The 23488-nt window shown below is 46.3% G+C and carries 17 protein-coding genes; 10 read left to right on the forward strand and 7 right to left on the reverse strand.

Annotation, left to right across the window (positions count from 1 at the left end; all coding sequences use genetic code 11):
• The gene (locus ABW391_RS10435; protein ID WP_353481801.1) at window positions 1–381 is read left to right on the forward strand and encodes a glyoxalase; all 381 of its coding nucleotides are present in this window, start codon (window positions 1–3) and stop codon (window positions 379–381) included.
• Window positions 382–602: 221 nt separating this feature from the next.
• On the opposite strand, the gene ABW391_RS10440 is transcribed toward ABW391_RS10435, so the two are convergent.
• Window positions 603–1241, reverse strand: a complete 639-nt coding sequence (locus ABW391_RS10440; RefSeq protein WP_353481802.1) for a hypothetical protein — start codon at window positions 1239–1241, stop codon at window positions 603–605.
• Between the two features lie 230 nt (window positions 1242–1471).
• Between ABW391_RS10440 and ABW391_RS10445 the strand changes: the two genes are divergently transcribed.
• Together ABW391_RS10445 and ABW391_RS10450 are read left to right on the forward strand one after the other, a co-directional pair.
• Window positions 1472–2689 carry a hypothetical protein gene (locus tag ABW391_RS10445; protein ID WP_353481803.1) on the forward strand — a complete coding sequence of 406 codons (1218 nt, stop codon included), beginning with the start codon at window positions 1472–1474 and terminating at the stop codon, window positions 2687–2689.
• 243 nt (window positions 2690–2932) lie between these two features.
• On the forward strand, window positions 2933–3529 hold the full coding sequence (locus ABW391_RS10450) for a 2OG-Fe(II) oxygenase (RefSeq protein ID WP_353481804.1): 597 nt from the start codon (window positions 2933–2935) through the stop codon (window positions 3527–3529).
• Between the two features lie 206 nt (window positions 3530–3735).
• Here the strand turns inward: ABW391_RS10450 and ABW391_RS10455 are convergent, their stop codons facing one another.
• The 3 genes from ABW391_RS10455 to ABW391_RS10465 all read right to left on the reverse strand — a co-directional run bounded on the left by ABW391_RS10455 (window position 3736) and on the right by ABW391_RS10465 (window position 9457).
• Entirely contained in the window at window positions 3736–5343 is a 1608-nt protein-coding gene (locus ABW391_RS10455) for an OmpA family protein (RefSeq protein ID WP_353481805.1), read from the reverse strand.
• An 87-nt stretch (window positions 5344–5430) separates the two neighbouring features.
• Window positions 5431–8607 (reverse strand): AsmA-like C-terminal region-containing protein, encoded by a 3177-nt coding sequence (locus tag ABW391_RS10460; protein WP_353481806.1) that lies wholly within the window; start codon window positions 8605–8607, stop codon window positions 5431–5433.
• 199 nt (window positions 8608–8806) lie between these two features.
• Window positions 8807–9457 carry an outer membrane beta-barrel protein gene (locus tag ABW391_RS10465; RefSeq protein ID WP_353481807.1) on the reverse strand — a complete coding sequence of 217 codons (651 nt, stop codon included), beginning with the start codon at window positions 9455–9457 and terminating at the stop codon, window positions 8807–8809.
• 122 nt (window positions 9458–9579) lie between these two features.
• Between ABW391_RS10465 and yihA the strand changes: the two genes are divergently transcribed.
• From yihA to ABW391_RS10480, 3 genes are read left to right on the forward strand one after another with little or no spacing between them, the layout of a single operon-like run.
• Window positions 9580–10200 carry a ribosome biogenesis GTP-binding protein YihA/YsxC gene (gene yihA, locus ABW391_RS10470; protein WP_353481808.1) on the forward strand — a complete coding sequence of 207 codons (621 nt, stop codon included), beginning with the start codon at window positions 9580–9582 and terminating at the stop codon, window positions 10198–10200.
• 15 nt (window positions 10201–10215) lie between these two features.
• Window positions 10216–11931 (forward strand): 1-acyl-sn-glycerol-3-phosphate acyltransferase, encoded by a 1716-nt coding sequence (locus ABW391_RS10475; RefSeq protein ID WP_353481809.1) that lies wholly within the window; start codon window positions 10216–10218, stop codon window positions 11929–11931.
• Window positions 11932–11955: 24 nt separating this feature from the next.
• Window positions 11956–12498 (forward strand): 3'-5' exonuclease, encoded by a 543-nt coding sequence (locus ABW391_RS10480; RefSeq protein WP_353481810.1) that lies wholly within the window; start codon window positions 11956–11958, stop codon window positions 12496–12498.
• A gap of 3 nt (window positions 12499–12501) precedes the next feature.
• Here the strand turns inward: ABW391_RS10480 and sufU are convergent, their stop codons facing one another.
• Both sufU and ABW391_RS10490 read right to left on the reverse strand, forming a co-directional pair.
• The gene (sufU, locus tag ABW391_RS10485; RefSeq protein ID WP_353481811.1) at window positions 12502–12936 is read right to left on the reverse strand and encodes a Fe-S cluster assembly sulfur transfer protein SufU; all 435 of its coding nucleotides are present in this window, start codon (window positions 12934–12936) and stop codon (window positions 12502–12504) included.
• Between the two features lie 34 nt (window positions 12937–12970).
• Entirely contained in the window at window positions 12971–14167 is a 1197-nt protein-coding gene (locus tag ABW391_RS10490) for a molybdopterin molybdotransferase MoeA (RefSeq protein ID WP_353481812.1), read from the reverse strand.
• Between the two features lie 141 nt (window positions 14168–14308).
• On the opposite strand from ABW391_RS10490, the gene ABW391_RS10495 reads away from it, so the two are divergent.
• From ABW391_RS10495 to ABW391_RS10510, 4 genes are all read left to right on the forward strand, one after another.
• Complete coding sequence (locus tag ABW391_RS10495; protein WP_353481813.1) at window positions 14309–15520, forward strand: aminotransferase class V-fold PLP-dependent enzyme; 1212 nt, start codon at window positions 14309–14311, stop codon at window positions 15518–15520.
• Window positions 15521–15568: 48 nt separating this feature from the next.
• Complete coding sequence (locus tag ABW391_RS10500; RefSeq protein ID WP_353481814.1) at window positions 15569–16816, forward strand: serine hydrolase domain-containing protein; 1248 nt, start codon at window positions 15569–15571, stop codon at window positions 16814–16816.
• 89 nt (window positions 16817–16905) lie between these two features.
• On the forward strand, window positions 16906–17097 hold the full coding sequence (locus ABW391_RS10505) for a cold-shock protein (RefSeq protein ID WP_353481815.1): 192 nt from the start codon (window positions 16906–16908) through the stop codon (window positions 17095–17097).
• A gap of 155 nt (window positions 17098–17252) precedes the next feature.
• Window positions 17253–17444 carry a cold-shock protein gene (locus ABW391_RS10510; RefSeq protein WP_353481815.1) on the forward strand — a complete coding sequence of 64 codons (192 nt, stop codon included), beginning with the start codon at window positions 17253–17255 and terminating at the stop codon, window positions 17442–17444.
• A gap of 83 nt (window positions 17445–17527) precedes the next feature.
• On the opposite strand, the gene ABW391_RS10515 is transcribed toward ABW391_RS10510, so the two are convergent.
• On the reverse strand, window positions 17528–23182 hold the full coding sequence (locus ABW391_RS10515; protein ID WP_353481816.1) for a T9SS type B sorting domain-containing protein: 5655 nt from the start codon (window positions 23180–23182) through the stop codon (window positions 17528–17530).
• Window positions 23183–23488: the final 306 nt, after the last annotated feature.

Consider the following 23488-nt stretch of genomic DNA (forward strand, 5'->3'; position numbering starts at 1 on the left):
TTGCGCGATCAACAATTGTTGGGCATTCGCCCTGAATTACAGCTCGATACCACAGCATCTACTCCAGCCGAGCTTTTTCAAAATCAGACCTTGCGTCAAATTCTCAAGTTTCAACACGATTTGCTCGTGGCAGGTTTTCGGTCTTACATCCGCAAGCGCCATGGCGTGTACAAGGCCCTCTCCGAAAAAGGACGCCAAGATTGGATAGCCAATAGTTTGCAAAAAGACCAGCAACTGCGGCAATTGATGGCAGGGATGGTTATTGGGCAATTTACGATTGGAGAGTGGGAAGAATTTGCAGCCAACGAAGCGGAATACTTGCGGCGTTTGATCGCCATGATGATCCAACGCTTGCAATCGGTTGCTGATGAATTGGGATGAAACCCATGTTGTGAGCTATCGACTTAAGTTCATTTGCGCAGCTCCGCTGCATTTTAATTCACCACGACGAAACGACGAACACGACGTTAGCTCCGCCCAACCCGACGCAAGCGTCGTGTTCGTCGTGTCGTGGTGGTGAATTAATGTTTTGGCGCAGCCAAAATTCCCTTTTTTTCCTTTTCATTGGAATTTAAATGAAGATTGGAGAAAGTAGACACAGATTATTGCCCTTCTCCACCTTCTACCAACTGGCGGCCAGCTTCGGTAAAGGCTTCCAAATCAGCCAGCAAGACCTTCGCTTGCTCGGCGATGTTGTGTAACTCGTCTACGTTCTGGTTCAGTTTTTGGCGAATACTGGAAGCCACCAATACCATTTGGAAATCATTGCCCGACTCCAGTACGCTGGTGACTTTGTCGATGCTTTCGCCAGCTTCTTTAAAGGTTATGTCCCATTTTTTGCGCAACTCTGAGTTCTTAGCCAATTCTTCCTTGCGCAATTTTTCATTGTGGATGCTGCTGCTCAATTGATCCAGGGTAGCAAAGTAAGCATCGGAGCTTTTGCCTACGCGCTCAAAATCATTTTTGAGTTTGCCATAGCGAGACTGGATACCCGTCCATTCTTTTTCAAAGTCTTTGGAAACTTCAGGCAGATCCGGGTTGGGTTGGGTCAAGCTCTCTTCTGCTTCTTGCAGGGTTTCTACCACCTGGGTGGAAAGTTTTACCCGGTTTTTTTCAAAAGACTCGATGGAGCTTTTCAACACTTCCCCGTGTTTGAGGGCTTTTTTGGTTGTTTCCCAGCGGCAACCGCCCAGGGTAAGCACCAACAAAAGTAGGGTGCCAGTCATTGTTTTACGGATCATCTTCGGTTGGTATTGCTTAGCGTTTGAAAAACCTTCGAAAGGTAAACAAAAAAGCAAATAAACCTAAAACACAAAATAAAAAGTCGGGAATGAAATGGTAATTTTCTCTCCTCATAAAGGGGGAGATTTTTCAATTCCTCTTTGAGGGCGAAGCGAAAGGAAGAAATAAGCCCGATCTTTGAACCATCAATTCAACCAAAGAACTCAGTCGTATGAAATCGCACCAAATCATGGCACTCCTAACCACAATGTCTTTTTTCCAACTGCTGAATGCGCAAAGCACCGAAGACCATTACCTAGGGACTTTCAGCAATCAGCAAACTGGCCTGGTCTTGTCCATGGGTAAAACGGCCAATGGCAGCTACCAGGGGTTCTTTCAACTACAAGGGCAGCAATTTCCTTTCGCCAATGGCCAAAAAGTGCTGGGTATGATCAATGCGGAATACCAGTACAATGGTTCGGCCTTTGCTTTTTCCTTGTCGCGGTTGTTGGGTGAATATTACGTAACCAGCGAAGGGGTGAGCATCCCCGTGGTCAAAACATCCGATCAACCCGTTGCGGGTAATAAATCCACCCTGGGTGCAAATGCGCCTAAAACCAGTACCCTTCCAACAACCTCCACAGGAGCAACCAATGACAAAGCTACGTCTACCGCACCTGTAGCTACCGGAGCCCGGGTGAGCGATCCTTACAGCGGATTCTCCTTTCAATGCCCTAGCGGTTGGCAAAGTCAAGCGCAAGGAGGCGGGTTTGTGTTGAACAAGCCGGGTGCAGAGGTTCCTTTAAGCGTGAGTACCCATGACTACAATAGCCTGGCCGAAATCCGTGCCCAGGTCATGGATGCCAATGACCCCAGCACCAATAGTTACCTCAAAGGGCAGACCCAAGCTTATGGCAGCAATGCTTTACTGATTCGCTTTGATGGTACGGTCAAAGGTCAGGCAGTGGTCATCGAAATGATCAGTATGCTTTCACCCAATGGAGGCGGAATCAATATTGCGGCAACCGGTGCAGCCAATTTGTACAACGCCACGTATACTTCCTCATTGAAATCTGTGGCCAACAGTATACAGTTCAGCAAGCCACAAGTGTCCGGTATTGCCGAGCAATGGAAGCAAAAAGTAAAAGGCAAAAGATTGGAATATTTCAAAACGGGCAATGGGCTGGCCGATCATTTCACCATTCATGTGTGTTCCAACGGCGCTTTTGTGTACAAAAACGACAGCTCTTACAGCTCCAACAATACCTCAGGTGATTTTTCATATGCCAGCGCGGGAGCAGATGAAGGCAAATGGCAGGTGATTGCCAAAGGAACGCAACCCACTTTGGTACTGAAGTTCAACGATGGTCGGGTTTGGGAATACCCCCTTGCCAATGGTCAGGCAGGCAATGAAATCCTGCTCAACGGTAAAAGATATTTTGTGCAAGCGGGTACGGTATGCAATTGAAGCAACAGAATGGCAAGTCACATTACGCAGGCAGCTACGCTGCATTTTTATTCACCACGACGCCACGACGAACACGACGTTAGCTCCGCACTACACGACGCAAGCGTCGTGTTCGTCGTGGCGTCGTGGTGAATAAATCAAGCAGCGAAGCTGCTTACCGCAAATTATGAGTGAGTAAAAAATAAGTGCTACCTTGAGTGCTACACGATTGGTTTTATGCCAATTTGACCTCAACTCCACTGTTTGCAAACCCAATTCGACTGCCTCATCAATAGTTTTCTGGAACACAACGTCGGCCTGGCCGAACATTTTTTGCAAGAACCCCTGGCCATTCAACTCAAAGCAAATCTGCTCGCGCTGCACCATGACCAACAACTTCGGGAAGCGGGCATTGGCAATCGGACAGTGCATGTACAGGATAAATTGTTGCGCAGCGACAAGATCTACTGGCTGGATCGATTGCACGAGAATGTAGCCGAGAATCTCTTTCTCGATCTGATGGACAATTTTGTGGTTTACCTCAACAGTACTTGTTATACGGGCATCACCGGGTATGAATTTCATTATGCACTGTATGAAAAAGGTAGTTTTTACAAGCGCCACCTTGATCAGTTTCGGAGCGACAACAGCCGGGTGTTTTCCATGATCATGTACCTGAATGCCGATTGGCAAAGTCAGGACAGTGGCGAGCTGTGCATTTATCACTCCGATCATACGCAAACCATCGCGCCACTCAATGGTCAATGTGTGTTTTTCAAAAGCAATGAACTGGAGCATGAGGTGCTGGAAACACATGCCGTTCGGATGAGCATTACGGGTTGGTTGAAAGTTGGAAGTTAGAGAGGTTTTCAAGTTAAGTAGATCTGAAAATTTTGGCTTCGCCAAAAACAAACATTCACCACGACGACACAACGAACACGACGTTAGCTCCGCGCAACCCAACGCAAGCGTCGGGTAATTGGGGTGCGCAGCACGCCAATCGTCGTGTTCGTCGTGTCGTCGTGGTGAATTAATATGCAGCGGAGCTGCTTACTGTATAATGAGAGTTAATTCACCTCCAAGACCACTTCAACCCTGCGGTTTTTTGCTTTGTTTTGATCCGTAGAATTTGATACCACTGGCACCAATTCGCCCTTAGCCGCAATTTTTGCAATCAAACCCTGGGTTGCAAAAAAATCAGCGACAGCCTTGGCGCGGCGTTCCGATAATCTTTGATTGTAATCCGAAGAACCAGCGTCATCGGTGTGGCCAACGATGGTCAGTTCATAGCGGTTGGCTTTTTTGGCGGATTCGGCCACTTGGCGCAAATCTTCCTTGCTACTTTCGCTCAATTCTGCCTGATCAAATGCGAACAATATGGTAGAACTGGTTTTGCTGCTTTTTACCGGGATTTCAACCACTGGTTCCGGCTGTTTGGCCACTGGTTCTTCCAAATTTGCAGGATCAATTTCAAAAGAAATGTCCAGTACTTCCGGGGTATTTTCATCGATGACGATCTTCTTTTCGATGGAAGGATAGCCGTCGGCAAAATTAACCCGGATGGTGTATTCTCCTGGATAGCGGGGAAAAGACATGGAATAAGCTCCACTCAGAGCATTGCTGCGGGCTTTGCCAAAAATCTCATCGGATTCGTCGTGCCGAAAAAACAGGTTGGACTCCAAAAAACCTTTGCCTTTTTCCTTCACCAAACCGTTGACAATGAGTACGGCTTCCGGCTTGATGCGGGCATCAACTTTATCGCCCAAATTGGCATAATAAATATCGCCATCTCTTACAAAATAAACATCATTGCGCGGGGCATCCAGCACAAAACCGTAATCTTCATTGGGGGTATTGAATGGCTTGCCGATGTTGATCAATTCTCCGGTGGTGGCTCCGCCTTCGAGGGTAGTTTTGAAGATGTCCAGTTTGCCAAAGCCACCCCAGCCATCGGAAGCGAAGTAGATGGTTTTGCTGTCGGCGCCAATAAATACGGAGCGTTCATCGCCCTGGGTAGACACATCGAGTTTTTGGGGCAAACCCCAAACGCCTTCTTCATCTTTGCGGCTGATGTATAAATCCATTGGCCCATCGTAAGACCTTCCACAGGCAATGATCATGATTCGGCCATTTGGGGCGATGGACATGCCATCGGTAGCCGAAAACTGAGACATCTGAAAAAAACGGGTGATACCAGAACCCAGTCCGCGAGGATCTTCCCAACGATCTCCATGCAGTTCCGCCCGGTAATACGGGCCGCCAGAGTAAGACCAATCGCCACGCCAGCTTTCAAAATAAATGGTTTGTCCATCGGCGGAGATATTTGGTTCGTCTTCGCCATTGGAAGTATTGATCGAGGATTGGAGGCAAGTTGGGGAAGTCCAGTTGCCGTTCTTTTTCTCAGCATACCACACATCGCCATCGGCTTCTCTTACGCCCCGGTAGCTGGTGGTAAATTGCGACCATTCCTGCCCACCTCGGCCGCTCATGAAATACAAATACTGGCCATTGGGGGTGATGGAGAGGTTGATGTCGCGCTGGGGCGAATTGAGTACACTTAACGCGCTTGGCTTGATGGACCAATCCTGGAGGGTAATGGCCTTTTTCTGGTTCTGAGCAAAAAGTGATTGCAGACCAAAAAATACCAGGAAGCAAAGGTAGAGTGGGGTACGCATATGGATTCTTTTTTTCAATGACTTTAGAAAAGGCAGCTTAAAAAGCCCGATTTTGCCAATTTTGCTGCCTTTCCTAAAGTCTAAAGTTTAATTTTTCTTGACTCCGGTTGTATCCGCAGGCTTATTTTTTTTCTTGAAAGGGTTGAACTTCTCCAACTCTTTTTTTGCTTTGTCGATTTCTTCCTGCGCTTTGCCTTTGTCGATTACATTGCCCAATTTTTCCTGGGCTTTTTTGGCCAAGGTGTCGGTTACTTTTCCGCCAATTTCTTTGCCCAATTTTTCGCGGGCTTTGGCTTCCAGCTCGGCTTTTTTCTTTTCGTATTCGCGTTGAGCGGAGTTGCGCAGGGAATCGGCAGCTTTGCCCGCCATGTCTTTGGCTTTGTTTTCTACCTCGGCAATTTTTTTCTTCGCCTCCGCTTCCAGTTTTTGTTTTTGCTCATCCAATTCCTTGTTGATAGCATCTTTGGCGACGTCGGTAGCCACGGATTTTCCATCACCTGCCAATAGCTGAAACTGGGCTTTGGGATTGCCTACATTGCCCGTCAGGTTGACCAATACATTGACAAATTCGGATTCCTGCAATTCCAGGCCAATTTTTGACGCCTGAGATTTCAATTGCTTCAAACCAACTGCAGCGGCTTTGCCCACTGCGTTTTGATCCAGGTATTTGCGTGGAATTTTCATTTTCACCGTGTAATCGATGACCTGATTGATGGTGTGCCGCCCAGCGATGGTCATTTGAATGTCTTTCACTTTGACATCAAAGGCACTGACGTCTATTCCACCTTCGCGGATGGCGACCCAGTTTTTGGTGTTCAAGAATACGTCCTTTTTGATCTCGGCTATATCGAGCGCTTGGCCAATCATTTCGAGGGGTTTGAATCCTTTGACTACCCCGTTGACCGTCTCCAGAAATCCCTTGGCATCCACGGTGGCCAAATCAGGCATCATGTTGTCTTTAAGACTGCCTTTCAGCACCAGGCTGGTATTGAACAAGCCGTTGATGTAAGCACCGATAGGAGCCAGAATGCGGAAGGAATTGAAAGATTTGAACGACTTTTGAAAGTCCATCTTGTTTAAATCCAAGCGCATGTTGTAGAGGGGGTTCTTTCCATTTTTGGTATCGTACAAGCCAGCAAAGCCAATGTTGCCGCCCAGGGTATTCGCATTTACGTCGCGCAACTCCACCGTTTTATCTGCTACCTGCAAATTTCCATTGAGGTTGTTCAGCGTCATATTGGTGTATTGTACTTCGCCTACTTCAGCATTGATGCTGAGGTTGATGTTGTCTGGAACGAGGATGACTCCATATTCGGCGCTGGACGTTTCGGGTGCAGGCGCAGTAGAAGGAGTGCCAGCAAAATCAGACATAAATTGATTGAGGTCGAGCTTGCGCGAGTTTAGGTTGACGTTGCCGCCCAGATTGCCCCCTTTAAACAGGTAATCAAACACATTGGTGATGGTGCCATCCACCGCCATGTCGCTGTCTTTGATTTGCGTAGCTGCCGAAGTGATGGTCATGCGGTTGGGGCTGATTTGGCCTTTGGCTGTACTGTTCAGGAGCTCGTATTTGTCATAAACCAGTTTGTCTACTTGTGCATCGATGCCAAAGTCGAAACGGTCAAATATTGCTGTCGTAGCAGGAGTCGAGCCCGACAAGGATGCGGCAGTTACTGTACCACTGGGCGCTGCGGCTGGGATCCACTCGTTGGCGTTGAAGTAGTGAGAACGCGCGGTGAGGTTGCCGGTCATGGTTTTATTGGGCGAAAAATAAGCCAGAATATTGTTGATGCGGCCACTGGCCTGAAGATCGCTTTTGCCCAGTGTACCCACAAAACGCGCCAAATCTACAAACTGCGGGCTGAAACTCATTTGAGCATCCTGGATATTGATGGCAGGGTAGCCCATCCCGCGATAGGTCATGCCTTGAATGCGGGCATTGCCCTGCATGGCAACTTGCTCGTACTGCTGTTTTTCGATTTGCGATTGACGCGCGCGCATCACCACATCTGCCGTGATTTTTCCGCGCAGTTCGTCCAGTCCTTGCATGGGGAAAGCCTGAGCCAGTTCTCCCAAATTCAAAATCCCCTTCACTTTGGCATCCACATCGGGATCAGAAAGTGGAGTTTTGAGTATGAATCGAGAATCGATGGGATTGCTGCCGATTTTGAGGGCAAATTTCGAAAAGTTGATCTTCATTTGATCCAGGTCACTTCCGGGGCTGGAGATATTGCCTTTGGCGTTGATGTTGGAAATTGCCAGGGGCAAATCGGGGTATTTTACGCGGCCATTGTCTACGCCCAGGTTGATGCTGAAGCCGGGCATTTGCTCCCGAGTGCCATTGTAGGTTCCTTTGACCTCGCCATTGAGGTCAAATTTACCATCCACTTTTACCTGCTCGTAGCCCTTTAGGTAAGCACCAGGAATAATCGAAAACAGGTTGCGGAAATCGTTCTCAGGGGTATTGAATGTGAGATCCATGAGCACATCTTCCTCATTGGGCAGTTGAACCCATCCATTGGCGGTCAAATGCAGTGCATTCAGCAGCAGGTTATTGTCTTTGAGGGTGTATTTGCTTTGGTTTTGATCCACGTGAAATATGGCGTCCAAATTGGCAGTGGCGTTGTTCAGGTATCCGATGCCGCCATAAGTGACGTTCAGTGTATCGATTTTGGTTGTGGTAACCAGGTCATAAATGGAGGCAGTTAGGTCACCAGAACCCTGGTGGTTGATGCCATTTGCGACAGCATAAACGCCCATGCTGGCATCGTCATAAATCAAGCGCCCATTGGATACCTGGTAATCTTCGAGGTTGATTTTGAAATCAGTGGCGGTGGTAGAAGTATCTGTGGTAGGCTTAGATACGTCGTAGTTGGCGAGGCCATCTTTGGTGACCAGGACGTGAATTTTGGGGTCAATTACCTTAACGGAAGTGATTTTGATGGGATTCATGCCATTCCAAACCGACCAAAAATCCAGGATAAGGGTCATTTTTTTGATTTCGGCCAGTTTGACGCCCGAAAAAGCGTCGATCCCTTCAACGCTAAAACTGTCCATGCTCAAGCCCAGGTTTGGGAAGGTGCTGAACATGCTCAAATTGGCATCCGAAAAATCGACTTTGGCATTGAGGTTGGCGTTGATGGCCGCTTTGGCTTTGGCAAGGATTTGATCTTTGAAAAAATAGGGGATCGCAAACGCGGTACCAATAAACAGCAACAGGAGCACACCAAGTGCAAGCAATACCCGCTTCAAGATTTTTTTCATTTGGAAAGAAGTTTTTACTTTAGATGCGTAAACCGCAAAAAAGTAATGCCAAAGATAAAAACATCTCTGGTTTTGGATCTAGGACTTCGTTATGAAGGCATGTTGATATAACGAAGAATTCAAAGACAACATTGGGTTTATTTTGAAAAAACACCCATTGCCGTAAAAACTTTTCGAAATCCTAGATCCTTTGTCCGGATTAGTTGCGCTTTCCAAATAACCAGCCTACCGTCAATGTCCATTGGTTGGGGTGTTGAGAAAACGCGTACTCTTTTCCAAAGAAGTTGATGTGATCCCCGAATTTGCTAAAATTGCCTTGGTATCGGAGGTCGATCATCAAATTCCAGATGTCTAACCCGCCACCCACGGCGTAACCTATCGTTAATTCCTTGAAATTTTGCTTGTAATTGCCAAAGTCAACCAGATCGGAAGTGCTGTTCAAAAACAAATGACCTTGAGGTCCACCCTGAAAGCGCAACGGCCCCAGGCGGTAACCGATCATCACGGGGATATTCAGGTATTGGTAGCTCTCTTTCAGGACGGTTTTTGCGGTATTCGGGTTGCCAAATTCGTCTAACTTGAAGTTGGCGGAATTGGACTGAAAATTGAGTTCTGGCTGAATGAAAGCCTTTCCCAACTCAGCACGAACCAGAAAGCCAAAATTCACGCCATAATTTCCATCTTGCAAGGCAAGTTTGAATTTGGATACCCCTCCTTGATCTGTGATCAGTGGAAGATCTTCTTTGTTCAGACTGGAGGTAACCAAGCCTCCTTTTACTCCAAAACGGATTTGGCCGAAGCCAATCGCTGCTGTTGCCATCAGGGCGAAAAACAAAACGTACTTCTTCATGGTTTTAATTTTTTAATTACGGGTATTTAAAGTATTCTTCGATCCCATTCATTACAAAAGATGCAATTCTTACGCCAAACCACCATTACTTATTACTTTTACCTCCAAATGTGGAAAAGAAAATGACGGAAATAGCAAGTGCGGAGTTTAAAGGGAGTTTTCCCAATTATTCCCAATGTCCAAAAGCGGAATTCCCCGAGTTTGCATTCATTGGACGATCCAATGTAGGCAAATCTTCCTTAATCAATATGTTGTGTGACAAAAAAGAGTTGGCACACACCTCTCAAAAACCGGGAAAAACCCAGTTGTTGAACTTTTATTTGATCAATCAGCTTTGGTACATCGTCGATTTGCCGGGGTATGGGTATGCCAAAATATCTCAGGCCAAACGCAAGGAATGGCGCAAAATGATTCAGGATTACCTGGTTTTGCGGCCCAGTTTATGCTGTGCGTTTATTTTGGTGGATTCGAACATCAAACCCCAGGAAAAAGACATCGAATTCATCAATTGGCTGGGTGAAATGCACATCCCTTTCGTACTGGTTTACACCAAAATGGACCGGATGAAGCCGCATGAAATTGATGAAAACATCAAATTGATGCAAGAGAAGCTGCTGGAGTATTGGAATGAATTACCGCAGCAATTTTACACCTCCTCTACCAAAGGCATCGGAAAAACGGAAATTCTGGCTTACATCGACGGGCTTGCCCGCGCTGGAATTCTGAAGTTCAGGCAAAAATAGACGGCTACCTCAAGCATGAAAAACAGACTCAAAACGCCCGTATTTCCATCCGTCATTCCCGATATTGAAGAATGGCCCATCTATAAATTGAGTGAAGACCGCCGTGCTTTTATTCAAGACATTGAGGTGTTTGCGCTAGATCGACTCACCCGCAAATCGACTCAAAAAGTAACCGATCTCATTTCCGAAACGGTTTTCCAGGAGCGTATCCGCATCAAAGAAGAGCGTTGGAAGGTTGACCCTCCTAAGGAAAGACAATTTTGGAGCCGCATTCGCAGCAAATTGATCAAGTACTCCTTGGACAAACCCGACGCAGAGGCAAACATGAACAATGCAGAGATCCTACAATCCATCATTCACCGCTATGCAGAGGAAATTGTCGGCACTTTTCGCATTTCCACTTTTCGTTTCGCCCGTCGGTTTTTGACCCTATTTTTCAACAGTCTCCTGCAAGCCCGGCAACGTGGTTTTTGGCGCGTTGGCGGACAAAAAAGGAGACTACTGGTTGAAAAATTGATCGTGCAGGGTGAATTGGAAAAAATTCGCGGACTGGCCACCAAAGGTACGGTGGTGGTGGTACCTACACACTTCAGCAACCTGGATTCTATTTTGATTGGTTATGTGTTGGACTTGATCCTGGGACTGCCTTCTTTCTCCTACGGTGCAGGTTTGAACTTGTACAATACGGGCTACACAGCGTACTTCATGAATCGGCTGGGGGCATATCGCGTGGATCGGCGCAAAAAGAACAACATCTACCTCGAAACCCTGAAAACCATGTCGAATCTCTCTTTGCAAAGAGGGACGAACAGCTTGTTTTTTCCCGGCGGCACGCGCTCGCGCTCTGGAAAATTGGAAGAAAAACTCAAATTGGGTCTGTTGAGTACCACAGTAGAAGCGCAGCGGGCCTTGTACCAACAGGGCAAAAACGAAAAATTATTCATCGTCCCGGTGGTATTGGGGTATCATTTTGTGCTGGAAGCCCCATTTTTGATTGAAAGTTATTTGCGGGCAATGGGCAAGGAGCGTTTCATCAAATCCAAAGATGATTTTTACAACCCATTCCAAATCATCCGCTTCATTTGGAAAGTGTTGTCAGAAGGCAATGACATTGCGCTCTCCTTTGGGCAACCCATGGATGTATTGGGCAACCCGGTAGACATTGATGGCAACAGTTACGACAAATATGGCAACCTGATCAATGTGCGAGAATACTTTATGTCGGAAGGCAAAGTAACCGAGCACCTTCAACGCGAATCTGAATACACCAAGGATCTGGCTGAAAAAATTGTAGCCCGGTACCATTCCGACAATATTGTTTTAAGCAGCCATTTGGTGGCTTTTGCCGCTTTTCAGATGTTGCTCAAAGAAAACTTGCGCCTGGATTTGTACGGCGTACTGCGCTTGCCCCATGAAGATTATGTTTTCAAAGCCAACGTCCTCAAAGACGTCATCGAACAAATTCGCCAGGAATTGTACCAAATGGAAGTTGTCGGAACGATCAAATTGTCGGATGTCATTCGAGGAGATATTGAAGTCCTCATCAAGGATGGATTGTCCCATTTGGGCACTTTTCACTTGAAAAAGCCGTTGAGATACAATAAGGCCAAAGAGATCGTCAGCGAAGATTTTTCTTTGTTGTACTATTACCACAATCGCCTGGACAATTACCATCTGGATGAGGTGATCGACTTAAAGAAAGACGCCATGCTTACGCTGGAGCCTGTTTGATTGTAATGCATAAAACTCAAGACCTTGAATTTCATCATTTTTGATCTTGAAGCAACTTGTTGGGAAGGCAGACCGCCGTCCAAAGTGCAAGAGATAATTGAGATTGGTGCCGTTCTTTTGAATGGATATGGTGAGGTAGAAGATGAATTCAGCCGCATGGTACGCCCTATTCTGAATCCCCGCTTATCGGCTTATTGCCAGGAGTTAACCAATATTGCCCAAACTGAAGTAGATCGGGCTTCGCTTTTTCCGGTAGTGGTAGAAACTTTTCAGGACTGGGGCTTGATGCTCGACGAAGATTACATTCTGTGTTCCTGGGGTGGAATGGACAAAAAGCTCTTGCTGCAAGATTGCCAATTGCACGACGTGGAAGACGATTGGGTGCATTCACACATCAATGTCAAGCATCAATACATGGAAATGAAGCGCTTGCGCAGGCCACGAGGATTGAAAGCCAGCGTTGAAGCCGAAGGTTTTGATTTTACCGGGCCTCAGCACCGCGCCCTGGCAGATGCTCAAAATTTAGCCAAGATTTTTGTGAAGTACCTGGATATGTGGCAGTTTTGAGCATTATTGCTGGATATTGTGCAGGTGTTCAGCACAGGCCTCCCAGGACAACACCGCGCATTTTAACCTTCCGGGGAATTTTTTTGCGGCAGCAAAAGCCAATAATTCTGGATCGGTAACCCCTAAGTTTTCCTGATCGGTTTTGGTAATGTCAAAATAAGTTTGAATCAAGTCTTGAATTTCCTCCAGGGTTTTGCCCTGAATTTTTTCCATCAACACTGAAGTAGCTGCTTTGGATACGGCACAGCCATAGCCCGAAAAAGAAGCGGCCACTACCCTACCCTCCTCGATGTCCAGGTACAATTTGAACTTGTCGCCACACAAGGAATTGTAGGCATCCAACACTACTCCTGCTTCTGGCCGTTTGAGGTAATGTTTTGGATGTTGATTGTGTTCCAGAATCAAGGGGTGGTATAATTCGTTGAGTTGCTGTTCCATATCCAATCTTAGTATGACGCAAAAAATTATACAATTATCGGTAGCGGTAGAGTGGAAAGGCTTCTCCTGCCGAAAACTGCGATTTTTCTTTGGGCAATTCCAAAAAGCCATCGGCATCGTTGAGGTTGGTCAGGTCGCCAGAACCATGCCCTTCCAATGGTGTCGCCAAGATTTTGCCATCTGCCGCGTTGTCCAATACCACAGGAACAAAATAAGTGAGTTCCGGTTTAAAAACCAGATCCCGACTCAGGATGGCACTTGTTTGGGGCCAGTTTTTGAGGCCCAATGATTGGCGCAACCAGGGCAAAATGTAGCGGTAAGTGCCCACAAAAGCAGAAACCGGATTGCCGGGCAATGCAAACAATACAGCGCGATCGGCATAGGTACCAAACCAAAACGGTTTGCCAGGCCGCTGACTGACTTTGTGAAAAACTGGCGTTACCCCGGCGGCAGCCAAGGCCTGGGGCACAAAATCAAATTTCCCTTCGGAAACCGCTCCGCTGAGAATAACCAGTTCAAAAGTTTCCAAAATTTCTTGTACTCCAGTTCGAATCAGAATTTCATCGTCGATAAAATGAAAAGTTTGGGCATCAATTTTCCATTCCGCCAAGGCAGCCTGGATGGCATACACGTTGGAGCGACGAATTTGGTGGGGCAGTGGCGTTTCATCAACAGCTACCAACTCATCACCTGTAGAAATGATGGCGGTGCGCGGCAATCGGGCGACCTGCAATTTTGCTTTGCCCAGGGTAGCTGCCGTGGCTATTTCCGCAGCCCCGATTTTGCGGCCAGCAGAAATGATCAAGTCGCCCGTTCGACGATCGATGGCACGGGGATGGATATTTTGACGGCAGGTGATGTCTTCAATGTTTATTTGTGCAACTCCGTTTTCGATACTGAGGTCTTCATAACGGATCACGGTATCTGTCCCCGCTGGAAGCGGTGCGCCAGTCATTACCTCCAGGCAGGCATGCGCATTTTCCAAAGTCAATTGGGTCGCCCCCGCTGCTTGCACAGCCTTAACGGGAAACTCGCGCTGCCCACTGGCAAAACTGGTGTAGGCGATAGCTATCCCGTCCATGGTTACGCGATCAAATGGCGGGAAATCGCGGTCGGCGTAAAGGTCTTCAGCCAAAACGCGACCCAGAGCCGAATGCAATGCAACCAGTTCTGTTTGCATGGGTAAAACGTGGGAAAGAACAATATTTTCAGCTTGGACTACAGTTACCATTTTGAGTATTAAAGTTTGGGCAAATAAAAACCATTCATTTCTGCAAGGTAGTTGAATTGAGATTTTGATTTTAGCAACTTTTCACTTTTTCAAGCATTAAACTTTCCAACTTTCTCTAACTTGAAACCCAAATTCTGTCTAATGTTTAATCCTGTAGAGGTACAAAAGCAATTTCCCATATTCACACACTATCCGGATCTGGTTTATTTGGATAACGCGGCAACTACCCAAAAGCCATACATCGTGCTGGCTTTAGAACAAGAATATTACGAACGGCACAATGCCAATGTACACCGGGGCATCTACCGATTGGCCGCTGAATCGACGGCATTGTACGAAGGCAGTCGGGAGCGGTGTGGCCGCTTTTTAAATGCGCCCAACGCACGGCAGATTATTTTCACGAGTGGCACTACGGATGGCATCAATCTGGTAGCGCAGTGTTTTGCTATGCCTCGGCTGGAAGCTGGCGACCAATTGCTGATCAGTGGCATGGAACACCATTCCAATCTCATTCCCTGGCAACAAGCCTGCCTGGCAAAAAAAGCAGAACTTAAAGTCATACCCTTCCATGAGAATGGTGAACTGGATGTACAGCAGATCAAGGAAATGCTCAACCCTAAGGTCAAACTCCTGGCCATTACCCATATATCCAACACCCTGGGTACCATCAACCCCATTGCCGAAATCATTGCCTTGGCGCACGCTGCTGGCATTCCTGTACTGGTAGATGCCGCTCAAAGTGCGGCATCCCACAAACTGGATGTACAAGCGCTGGATGTCGATTTTTTGGTTTTTTCGGGACATAAAGTATTTGGCCCTACCGGAACAGGCGTGCTATATGGCAAAGAAAAATGGCTGAACGAGATGCCGCCTTACCGCTTTGGTGGAGAAATGATTCGGGACGTTACTTTTGAAAAAACGATTTTTGCGCCCATACCTCAAAAATTTGAGGCTGGAACTCCAAATATTGCGGGGGTGGCTACGCTGTCCAGTGCACTGGATTTTGTGGAAGAATTGGGGCAAGACAACATTGCTGCTCACCTGCAAATACTCTTGGCGCAAGGAGAAAAACGATTGGCCAATATACCTGGCATTCAGTTTTATGGACAAGCTGCGCATAAATCGGGCATCATTTCTTTTACCCTAGCGGGGGTTCATCCTCATGATTTGGCCACCATTTTGGGGCAAAAAGACATTTGTATCCGCGCTGGCCACCATTGCACCCAACCAATTATGGATTTTTATGAAATTCCAGGAACGGCCAGGGCATCTTTCTCCGTGTACAATACCGTGGAGGATGTAATCAAACTGGAACTGGGATTAAAGGAAGTACTGACGGTTTTAGGCAATTAAATTTACGAAAAACACTTTACCTTTTATCAATCAAACAAACAGCTAACCATGAAAACCAATTTTTATAACACCTTGTTTATCTTGCTTTTGCTACCCGTTATTGCTTTTGCCCAAAAGAAAAAAGAAATAGCCCCTCCTCCCCCACCTGAAATCTATTTCCCGACTGCACAAAACTGGGAACACCGCAGCCCGGAAAGCATGGGATTGAATGCAGCAAAAATCAAAGAAGCCATTCAGTACGCGATCGAGCAAGAATCCGGCAATCCGCGCAGCATGGAGCAATCCCATTATCAAAGTTTTGGGAAAGAACCATTTGGAGAGGCAATCGGGCCATTTAAAGACCGTGGAGCACCCACCGGATTGATCATTTACAAAGGGTACATCGTTGCCGAGTGGGGCGAACCAGCGCGGGTAGACATGACCCATAGCGTGACCAAAAGTATGCTCTCCAGTACCGCAGGGCTGGCTTTTGACCGGGGGATGATCAAGAGTGTTTTCGATACGGTTTATCCTTACATGGCGCCAATTTGGGTATTGGAAGCTGGAAAACGCTTTGACCAGGCCGAATCCTTTGGCCAACCCAAACTGCTGGATTTGTTCAATACCCCTCACAACCGCAAAATAACCTGGGATAACCTGTTGCGACAAACCAGTGCCTGGCAAGGTACCCTCTGGGGTAAGCCCGATTGGGCAGATCGCCCAACTCCAGATCCCAAAGAATGGCTGAATCCGGCTCGTCCAGCTCCGGGTACTGCCTACGAATACAACGATACCCGGGTAAATGTACTTTCGCTGGCCATGCTCAATATTTGGCGGCGGCCACTTCCTCAGGTACTCAAGGAATACATCCTGGATCCAATTGGCGCTTCCAACTCCTGGCGTTGGTTCGGCTACGAAAATTCCTGGGTGCTGATGGACGGCCAAATGGTACAATCGGTAAGTGGCGGCGGCCATTGGGGTGGCGGTTTGTTCATCAATACGTATGATATGGGAAGGTTTGGCTACTTGAGTTTGCGCAAGGGCAAATGGAAAAACCAGCAATTGCTTTCGGAAGAATGGTTCAAAATGGCCACTACTCCAACCTCAGTTCAGCCAGGTTATGGTTTTATGAATTATTTTTTGAACACTGATCAGAAAACCCTACCCAGCGCCCCTGCTAACGTATTTTGGCATTTGGGGAACGGCAACAACGTTATTTTTGTACTGCCAGACCAGGATTTTGTGGTGGTTGCCCGCTGGATTAAGAGTGAAGGAATGGATGGTTTAGTTAAAAAAGTGATGGAAGCCAGGAATTAAATTCCAAAAATCAATGAAAATCAATTTTTTATAAAATAAAGCTGTATCTTTGTTCCGGCAAATTGCCACATCACCATTTACTTTTTGAAATGCATACTGGTACCGTTAAATTTTTCAACGAATCCAAAGGTTTTGGGTTCATCGTAGACGACGCCTCAAAAGAGGAGTTTTTCGTACACGTTACAGGTTTAGTTGACAATGTCCGTGAAGGTGACGCCGTCACTTTTAAAGTTGAAAACGGAAAAAAAGGAATGAACGCAGTAGAAGTTAAACTTGCTTAATCGCAATTTTAATTTTTCTTGATAAGAGTCCTTAACCCCCGGCAAATGAATTTGTCGGGGGTTTTTATTTTTACGCGTGTGTTTAGGAACAAATATTTCTGTTAAGGTTGTATCTTTGATCTGGCAAATCGCCATATCACCATTTACTTTTTGAAATGCATACTGGTACCGTTAAATTTTTCAACGAATCCAAAGGTTTTGGGTTCATCGTAGACGACGCCTCAAAAGAGGAGTTTTTCGTACACGTTACAGGTTTAGTTGACAATGTCCGTGAAGGTGACGCCGTCACTTTTAAAGTTGAAAACGGAAAAAAAGGAATGAACGCAGTAGAAGTTAAACTTGCTTAATCGCAATTTTAATTTTTCTTGATAAGAGTCCTTAACCCCCGGCAAATGAATTTGTCGGGGGTTCTTATTTTTTACCACTTTCGCTATCGAATTAGGGTTACATCTCCTTCTTCAAAAAACTCTACCCCATCCACGCCCATTACTTTAATGTACCATGCAAATACCGCCGATTCCTTTTTCTGTCCCTTGTGGGTACCATCCCAGCCGTGAGGCCGAATGAGGCGAGGATTAAAGTTTTCCCGACTGAACATCTTGTTGCCCCAACGATCGTACACCTCAAAAATGACCACTTTTTCAATGTCTGGTCCAGCTTCAATGTCAAAGAAATCGTTGATGTTGTCTCCATTGGGTGAAAAAGCATTGGGTACATAAAAGCTTGGATTGGGATCTACGGTAACCGTCGTGACTGCCCGCGCAGTACATCCATTGGTATCGGCAATAACTGCTGTAAAATCTGTCGTTTCAAACAATTGAATTTTAAAGCTGCGACAAGTATCGCAGGCCAATTTTGCTTTAGGATTTGTAGTTGTCCATTTGAAATTTTCGACCGATTCCGGATTCAGGTTACTTGACGATTGCAAACGAACCGTTCTGCCCCGCAGAATAAATTGAGGTGGGGTCACCTGTAAGTCTGCTTCCACTCCTGGATTGATGGTTACGACCTGATTCCATTCACAACCACGTACGTCCTGCACTGCAACGACATAATTGCCATCCTGGAGGTTTTTGAAAACCGTACTGGTTCCAAAAGTACCTTGTTTTCCCAAGCGGTATAAAAATGGACCTTCTCCACCATTGACATTGATCACATCTATCGCGCCGTTTTTTTGCAGTGCACAAGAAACGTGTTTTACATTGATCTCCAGGCTATCTGGCGAATTATTGAACAAGGTCACTTCCACTGTATCGGTTTTTCTACAACCATTCTTCGTGTTTTCCACTTCCAGAATATAGGTGCCGGGTTCATCCACTGAAGGTTGTGCATCTTTTCGGGTAAAAAATGTATTCCCAATCTGAAACCAGCGGAAATTTGCATTGGTCTGATTATTCGAACCAATAGTGATGCTAGGATTGGAGCAATCCAGTTCCCGATCCGGTCCAGCGTCAGCCGAAGGAGCAAGCGTATCTGTTACAATCTGGACAGAATCCACGGCAAAACATCCATTGAATTCACTTTTCACATAAAAGAGGTAAGTTCCGGTACTCCCTAAAGTGAGGCGAGGCTCAGTGGTTAAGGTGTCGGTTTTTACGGCATTTCGTCTTTCCCAACGGTAGGTCCAGATTTCATCTGGCGGCGCTTGGGTCACACTGAGGGTAACCGAATCGCGGACACAACTGAGGGGTTCAACACCATAAATAGCTGCAACGGGCTTTTGAATATCCCGAACCGCGGTATAACTGGCTAAACTGATGCATCCCGAGCGGGTATCGATGAATTGGAGCGTATATTTGCCTTCACCCCTGATCACCAATTGATTGGTTTGCTCATCCAGAAGATCCCGGCCTGATGCATCCAGCCATTGATATTGGTAGCGATTGCCCACTTTATTTCCACTGCCAATCAAACGCATCGTGTCTATTTTACAGGTCAATTGACCTATGCCACTTACGGTGATTTCAGGGTAAATAGATAGATCCTCCACATCAACAGAGTCCTTTGGCGAATTGCAACCATGCAGGGTATCTTTGACAATCAAAGTATACTTTCCTGGAAGGACAATGTTTGGCATTTGCTGCCCCTGATTGGATTTATTAATGCCTGGGCCTGTCCAAACAAACTGGCCTTGGCCTGAAATTGGCGTTCCGAGGTTGATGCTGCGCCAAATACAGCTCAACACCGTGTCTGGGCCAGCATCGGCAATCGGAATTTCAAACCTTTCCACGCGAATAGAATCCAATTGCTCACAACCTCCTGCATTGGCCACGCGCATGTAATAAGTACCTGCGGTATCAATCACCCTGGTCGTTCCCTGATAGCCATCCAACCAACTGTATTGCTCAAATTTCGGGCTAATTTCAAGGGTAGTTTGACCTCCAGCACAGAAAAACGGGTTGCCCAAAAATTTAAATACCGGAATTTGCCCTTGATTCAGTAGAAAGGTATCTCGGTTGTAGCATCCATTTTGCCCCAGCACCCTCAAACCATAAAGTCCCGGCTGGGTCGTTTTAATGACCCGAGTGGTATCACCAGTACTCCATTGGTAAGCAGGAAAAGTGGTAGAGCTTTGTATCGTGGCAGTATCGCCTGGACAGATTTGATCCGGACTGATGATCTCAATCGGAGGAGCAGGTTTCAGAAACACGGTAATCAATGCATTTCCAACACAATTCAAACTATCGGTAACCGTCACTCCAAAGATGCCTTTATCTGTAATATTGATGCTGCTGCTGGTTTCGCCAGTACTCCAGGAATAGGTAGCAAAGTCAGTACCAACGTCCAAGGAAATGGTATCTTTTTCGCACAAAAAGCGTTCGCCATCAATAATTGGAAAAGGCAATTTACTTTGCAACACCAATACTTGAGCACTACCTGGGCAGCCGTTTTTACCAAAAACCTGAACCGCGTAAGGCCCTGCAGTCAAAACCTCGATTGAGCGGGCTGTATCATTGTTGCTGTTTGTCCAAAGGTAAGCGCTGTAGCCAGGGCTAGCGGTGAGAATGGTTTTTTCATTCCTGCAAATGATCAAATCGCCAGTGATACTGATGGGGGGTGCAGGTTTTTCGAAGATGTTTTTTTCACCGTAAGCCTTACACCCATTTCGATCAATGGTATTCAGGGTAATCTTTCCACCCTTTCTGATATTGATACCCGCAGTGGTAGCTCCAGTAGACCATTGATAGCTTTTGAAACTACCATTTAAGGAAAAAAGCAGAATACCTTGTCCTTCGCAAATCTCAGTTGGCCCGGAAATGATAGGTGTATCTACATCGACTGGCCTTACTGGATAGAACGTATTGCTTTTGCATCCATTGCTGTCTACCACTTCTACATCATAGCGTCCTTCCTTACTTACATTGATGGTTTGAGTGGAAGCTCCATTCGACCATTTGTAACTATTAAATCCTGAACCAGAATCCAACAGCACTGAGTTTCCCCGGCAAAGGATTTTTTCCATGCCCATACCTTGGGGAAGCTTGGGCGTAACCAGGGGAAGATTAATAGAGTCGCGGTTTATGCAGCCATTCGTGCCGGTAGTGACCAGAATGTAAAGCCCTGGACTGCTAACGGAGATAGTAGGAGAAGTTCTGCCATTGAACCAATCGTAAGTTGCAAAACCTGGTGTACCGATCAGCGTTGCCCTGGTTCCATTGCAAATGACTTTATCTCCGCTAATTTCAGGTTTTGGATTGGCAAGCAACTGCACCGTAAGGGAGGTATCTTTTGTACAATTGTTGAAATCCGTAACGGTCAGTCTATAAACGCCTCCTGTAGCAATTTGAATTTCGGTAAGGGTATCTCCAGTAGACCAACGGTATTGCTGGTAACCCAATACACTGCTGAGTATGGTTTTTTCACCTGCACAAAGCTGGGTAAGCCCTTGTATCGATGGGATGGGATTTGAAACCCGAATTACATTGACCGAATCCTTAGCACTGCATCCATTGCCATCAAAAACCCTGACCGTTAAAGGGCCGGATTGATTGATCAAAACAGAAGAATTGGTGCTGCCATTTGACCACTGGTAGGTCAAATAGGCCCTTGATAATCCGATGGAACTGGATTCGCCAGGGCAAAGAACCAAATCCCCTTGAATATCAGGTGTAGGGTTTGAAAATACTTGCACTGCAATGGTATCCACACCTTTACAACCATTAGCGGAGGTAACAATCACCGAATATTTACCGGGTAAAGTCACTGGAATGCTGGAATTCGTAGATCCATTTGACCACTCGTAAGCACTATAGCTCCCTGGTGTGATGTCTGATTTTTCGCCACTGCACAATTTGGTTTTGCCTTGAATAACCGGTCTCGGATAGGGAATGGTATCAATGGTTGCAGCAGCAACTCCTTGACACCCAAATCCATCTGTAACTGAAACGCGGTAAGTACCCGGGGTAGTTATTTTAATGGTTCTGACCGTGTCTGTAGTAGACCACAAATAAGCCCGAAAACCTGGGTCAGCGATGAGTACAGCTGAACTGTTGCCGCAAAAAAACTTGTCGCCTCCAACCTGGATGGCGGGATTGGAGCGTTCGATAACACTGAAACTACTTGATGCGGTACAGCCAAATTCACTGGTAACGGTAAGATTTACAGGGCCGGGTGTTGAGATTACATCTTCCTGAGTCAATGTGCCTGATGACCATTTGTACGTAAATTTATTGCCCGCTGGGCCGCGCAAAATGGTATTTGAACCCTGGCAATAAAATCCTGGGCCGGAGATATTCGCCGGTGGGTTGCTTTTTAATTCTACCAGTTTTGATCCTTGAATGATACATCCTTCGGGATCTGTTATTGTGATGGTGTAGGTTCCTGCGGCATTGACGACAGTGGAATTTCCTGCCGACCCCGTAGACCAGCTATACGTTCCCAGGTTAAGCGGCACTTCAAGACGGGTTATTTCTCCGGGGCAAAGGATAGAATCTCCGGTAATCAATGGATTGGGCACTGATTTCTGGCGAATTTGAATGGAGGCTTCAGCCTGGCATCCATCTGTAGTGGTAACCGTAACGCTGAACAAACCAGCCCTTGCTCCAAAGTAAGTATCCCCTTGCTTGCTATCTTGCCAGCGGTATCCGGCATATCCCTTGGGGGCTATGATGTCGGTGCTGAGATTTGGACATAAAAAGGTATCCGCCATTAGTTTTACCACTGGTGCTGGCGTAACATTGATGACCACTGAATCTGAATGGATACAATTGCCTTCTTCAACAATAAATTCATAGACCAGGCGGCCTGAAAAACTTATGGGAATTTTGAGAATAGCATTGGTGCGGCCGTTTGCCTGTACAAAATTGGCACCTACCCCGCCTTTGGCCTTCCAAATGTATTTCTCCCCTTTGTTGGTAAAAGTTGCCGAACCCCTCAAGTTGAGCGTAGATCCGGCGCATACGGTGGTATCGTTGCTGGTGGTAAGCCGAACCAAATCACAGTTGGGGTTGGCGATACAATTGAGGAAAGGGGCAGCTGGGCCGTCCCAATCAAATATATAGTTTTTTACCTTAGTGGAATCAAACGCACCTGGGCAAAAGCCTACAAAAAAGTCGATCAACATGAAAAAGCCTTGTCCGGGTTGAACGGTCATCGGCTTTAACCAGCCGTCAACCAATGGTCCCGACAAGGTTTCGGTGGTATCCGTTTCATTTGGCCGCATTCCACCCACAATGGGGGCTCCCAGCGTACTGGTTGGAGGCTGATAAAAGGAACACCGAATGGGTTTGCCCAATTGGTCACAATTTACATCCGAGGGGTAAATTGCAAAGTCAAAATCTTGAATGCAATTTTGGTTGACTCGGTCGGTAATGCTGAACCATACTTGGGTGTTGGGAGGCATATCTTTACGAAACTCAAAGTAGAACCAGCTACTGATGTTTTCGCGACGTTGCAAGCAACCCTGGTCATTTTTAGGGTTGGCAAAATCATCGATTCCTCCACCCAATGGCAAGAATGGAAACGTGGTGTCGCTACAGATAACTTTGGCTGTCCGACAATCAACGTTTGGCCGTTGGGCTTGTGCATAAAATGTAAATAAAATGGGTAAGACCCAAATCGAGTTTTTGAGATAACGAATTCCCATGCGTGTTTTTTTAGTTGCCCTACAACTCCAGAACAACAGTTTTGGAGTGCCAGTGTTCTAAACAATAGCTTTGACCCGGGATAGGTGCAAATTCAGTACAATATGTTCACAGGAATACTAAGGCTGGAATGCAGACCAAAATGGATAAATAAATCTCCTTTTTACTAAACTAACGAAAAAAAGACCAGAACGGTACGTGAGGGGGCCGTACGAAAGCAAAAATAAATTATATTTCTAAAATGGAGAGGGAATTTTTAAAAGAAAGAAAAAATGTTGCCTTGGTAGTGGGGCAAAAATAAGTGATCA

It is taken from the genome of Haliscomenobacter sp. (genome assembly GCF_040403615.1).
Classification (GTDB): Bacteria; Bacteroidota; Bacteroidia; order Chitinophagales; family Saprospiraceae; genus Haliscomenobacter.